The sequence below is a fragment of the Treponema sp. genome, from assembly GCF_017430385.1.
Classification (GTDB): Bacteria; Spirochaetota; Spirochaetia; order Treponematales; family Treponemataceae; genus Treponema_D.
Genome location: NZ_JAFRNB010000003.1, coordinates 1 through 4,096, shown reverse-complemented (window position 1 = coordinate 4,096; position 4,096 = coordinate 1). Strand labels below are relative to the sequence as shown.

General features: G+C 46.0%; 3 protein-coding genes and 1 pseudogene. 2 read left to right on the top strand and 2 right to left on the bottom strand.

Annotated features, from left to right (window positions below):
- Window positions 1-786: pseudogene (locus IJJ71_RS00165) on the bottom strand (anthranilate synthase component I); the annotation flags it as partial.
- A 378-nt stretch (window positions 787-1,164) separates the two neighbouring features.
- On the opposite strand from IJJ71_RS00165, the gene IJJ71_RS00160 reads away from it, so the two are divergent.
- Window positions 1,165-2,667 (top strand): bifunctional type I 3-dehydroquinate dehydratase/shikimate dehydrogenase, encoded by a 1,503-nt coding sequence (locus tag IJJ71_RS00160; RefSeq protein ID WP_296844603.1) that lies wholly within the window; start codon window positions 1,165-1,167, stop codon window positions 2,665-2,667.
- Between the two features lie 8 nt (window positions 2,668-2,675).
- Window positions 2,676-3,395, top strand: coding sequence for a ribose-5-phosphate isomerase RpiA (gene rpiA / locus IJJ71_RS00155; protein ID WP_296844601.1), 720 nt, complete (start codon window positions 2,676-2,678; stop codon window positions 3,393-3,395).
- A gap of 2 nt (window positions 3,396-3,397) precedes the next feature.
- On the opposite strand, the gene IJJ71_RS00150 is transcribed toward rpiA, so the two are convergent.
- Window positions 3,398-4,096: ABC transporter substrate-binding protein (locus tag IJJ71_RS00150; protein WP_296844599.1), on the bottom strand; the 699-nt coding region annotated here is incomplete at its 5' end.

Below are 4,096 nucleotides of genomic sequence, written 5' to 3'. Positions count from 1 at the left end.
GGAATTGTCACATTCAAGCTGGAGTCGGCGGCTCGGAACTGCCTGCAAGAGATTTCCCGCGATGATTTCTTTTTTGATTGCCTCGACTTTTTCTTTGTACTCGCGCTCGCTCTGCTCAAGATTTGTGATTGTGCGAACCTCACAAGGCTCTTCCGGTGCAGAAAGATAAGAGAAGTCCATATCGTTAAGCCTTTTTTTCAAATCGGCAACGGCCTTATCCAAATCAATCTGATGCTCGTTGTAGTTGAGTGCGAAAATGTGGAGTTTTTCGGTAAAATGGTCGAAAACGACATAAATGTGACCTGCAACAAATTCACTCTCAGGGATATGAAGCTCATCTGTCTGAGGAGCCATCATGATTGTGTCACAGCGGGCAGAAAACTCGTAGCTCAGGTAGCCCAAACCACTCGTTGGAACAGGGATTGCGTTCGGGCTTTCAGTGCCGTCTTCGTTATGAACAACGCTTGTGTCGTTCTGCTGCGCGACATACAAAAGTGCATCCAGAATATCCGGCGTATGAAGAACGCGGCTTCCCGGTGCGATTGTCTCGCCGGTTGTGTTCTTTTCTTTGTAAGGCAGGCGGCGGCCATCAATCAAAAATGCAACGCCCTCTTCGTCCTGAACGATGCGGAATGCAGGCTCAAGCAAAAGAATTGAATAACGTTCCTTGCCCCGCGCAAAGCTCGCACTTTCCAGAATTGCAGTCGCACCAATTTTGCGTGCCAGACTGAACGGCGTATACCTGTCCGATGGAAGTGAAAAATATATAGAATCTGTTCGTGTCATATAACCTCCAGAAGGGGGGCAGTCTCCTAGGGAGCCGGTCGCCGAAGGCGAAGAAAGTCGTGAGACGACTTTCTAAGCGAGTCTCGGTGAAGGCTATGCCTGAACCGCGTGCGTACCCACATCGGTTCCCCCCGCAACGCCCCGTTACTGTTTATAGAAACAGAATATCATGGCTTTTTGTTACTGTCAATAGAAACGCAAAGAAATTTCTTGCTTTTTGCGGAAAAATCATAGATTTTTACCAGATGCCGCGCCGGGATTGTAGGGGCGGCTTTGCCGTTCCGTAGCGAATGAAATGAGCGGAGGAATGAGGGTTACCGAACCCCGAAAAGCCCGTAGCCCGTTGATTGCGCCTTGAAATTTTTATATCATGTTTCCATGTCAAAACCATTGATTTGTCTTTGTCTTACGGCTCCGACCGTGGAACAAGACCTTGCTCTTATCGAGAAATACCGCAAGTACATTGACCTTGTTGAGCTTCGGGTTGATTTGCTTGACGATGATGAAAGGCTCAATATCCGTACTTTTCCTTCAAAAGCTAATATTCCTTGCATTCTTACGATTAGGAGAACGGTTGACGGCGGAAAATTTGCCGAAGGCGAAGCATCACGCTCAATGCTTTTTGCGCGCGCACTTGCTTTTGCGAACGAGGATTCCAGCAAAAATTTTGCTTATGTTGATTTTGAGGAAGATTTTCACATTTCTTCGCTTCAAGATGCGGCCATGGCTTACGGAACAAAAATCATCCGTTCGTTCCATGACATGAAAAATCCGATTGAGAACATCGGCGAAAAACTCCGCTCAATGCATGCCTCACGGTTTGAAATCCCAAAAATTGCGTTTATGCCTCACTCACTCAAGGATGTCACAAATCTTTACAAAGAAATGCAGGATTTCAAAGGCACGGATCAGATTGTCTGCGCGATGGGACCATTGGGGCTTCCTACCAGAATTCTTGCAGAGAAATTTCATTCTTATTTGAGCTACACTTCTCCTGCTGACCTTGAGCTTAGTCTTTCTGACATCGGGCATACCGACCCGAAAACTCTCGAAGAAATCTATCATTTCCACGAAATCGACGAAGAGACCAAGCTTTTCGGAATCACTGGCTGGCCTCTCAAATACACTTCAAGTCCGCAAATTCACAACGAACACTTTCTTCAGACCAGACAGAATGCCGTTTATGTTCCGTTCAAGGCTGAAAAGGCGGCAGAAGCTTTCAATTTCGCGACAGAACTTGGGGTCAAAGGATTTTCGGTCACGATTCCGCACAAAGAAGATATCATCAATTATCTCTTCTCAGTGGACAAAAAAGTTGAGGAAATCGGAGCCTGCAACACTGTAATCAACGAAAGCGGAGTCTGGATTGGCTATAACACAGACTGCGTTGGCTTCTCAAAAGCACTTTTGGAGTTCACAGGGCTTAAAAATCTCAAAAAAACTCGTGTCTCAATCATCGGGGCTGGTGGAGCCGCAAAAGCCATTGCTTACGCTGTCAAAAAACTCGGCGGCAAGGCTTGCATTTTCAACAGAACGGTCGGAAAAGCCAGGGCATTGGGCAAAAAATACGGATTTGATTACGCGTCTTTGGGGCAGGAATCAATCTTAACGCTCAAAAAATACAATGACCTCATAATCCAGACAACATCAAAAGGAATGGGAAGCACGGAACCGTCAAATTCCGACAACGATCCGCTCTGGTTCTATGATTTCGCTGGCACGGAAATGATTTATGACATCATTTACGAGCCGACTGTCACTCCGATTATGGCAAGAGGCATGAAAGCCGGATGCAAAGTTCATAACGGCTTCACAATGCTCAAATATCAGGGCGATGAACAATTCAAATTATTTCAAACAGTAAATATAGAAAAAAAATAGAGGAAAATATGGCACTTACACAAAGCGAACAGAAAGTTCTTGCGGCAAAAACCGCAATCGACACTTTAATCGAGCAGAAAAAAATCTTCTCAGGCATGAAAATCGGCTTGGGAACAGGAAGTACGGCTCTTCCGGCAGTCAAAAGGCTTTCGGAGCGAATCGAGGACGGCACTTTGCATGACATCAAGGCTGTCGTCACAAGTTTCCAGACCGAAAATTACTGCAAAGATTTGGGAATCCCGGTTTATACGCTAAATGACCGCCTTATTGATGGCGAGCTTGACCTTGCAATTGATGGTGCTGATGAAATCGACCCGGAAAATCACTTGATTAAAGGCGGCGGGGCGGCTCATCTCCTCGAAAAAATCGTTGAATACAACGCAAAAGAACTTGTAATTGTTGCCGATGAATCAAAATCAGTCGCTCACATGGGAACAAAATTTCCGCTCCCAGTTGAAATCGTTCCTGGTGCAAGAAGAGCTGTCGAAAAGAAGCTGAATGCGCTCGGTGCGAAATGCGTTCTGCGTGAAGGAGTGCGAAAATGCGGCCCTGTAATCACGGACAACGGCAACCAGATTTTGGACTGCACTTGGGAAAAGCCTGTTAATCCGGCTGAAATGGAAGACAATATCACAAAAATCGTGGGCGTTGTCGAAGTCGGCTTCTTCACAAAGATGAAGCCAACAGCATTTATCGCCCACGCTGACGGTTCCGTAGAAGTTCGCTAAGATTATTTCTTTGTAAGCTTTCCGTTCTCAAAAATCATGTTAGCTTTTTTGAGATAATCTTCTGCAATTGTGATTCCGCAGTTTTTGGCCGCATCCAGGTCGAAGAGCAAATCGCTGTCGCTTGGATCGGTCATGAAACGAACCGGAATATTCTCTGGTTTTTCGCCATTCAAGATTTTAAGAACCATTTCGCCAGTTGCGCGGCCAGCCTTGTAATAGTTGAATCCGCTTGCAATTACGCATCCACCGTCCTGAGCACCAGTGACATCGCCAGAGAAAATCGGCTTTTTAGCCTCACCGAAAACTTCCTTTACAGATGAAAGTGCGCTGAAAACAGTGTTGTCAGTTGTGAGGTACAATCCGTCAACGCGGTTGATGATTGCCTCTGCAGCCTGTTTTACTTCGCTTGAATTAGTGATTGCCTGAGTTACAAGCGAAAGACCTGCCTGCTCACAGCCTTTTTTTACAAGTTCCAATGAAGAAACTGAATTTGCCTCGTTGCTTGTGTAAATATAGCCCAAAGTTTTGATTCCAGTGAGCTGCTTGAAAAGGGCAATGTGCTGCTCGGTCGGGATTGCATCGCTCATGCCGGTGATGTTTCGCTCGCCATGGTCAAGAGTTGAGACAAGGCCTGCTCCGAGAGGATCAGTTACAGTGCCGAAAACAACAGGAATATCAGTGATTGTGTTTGCCAGAGCAAG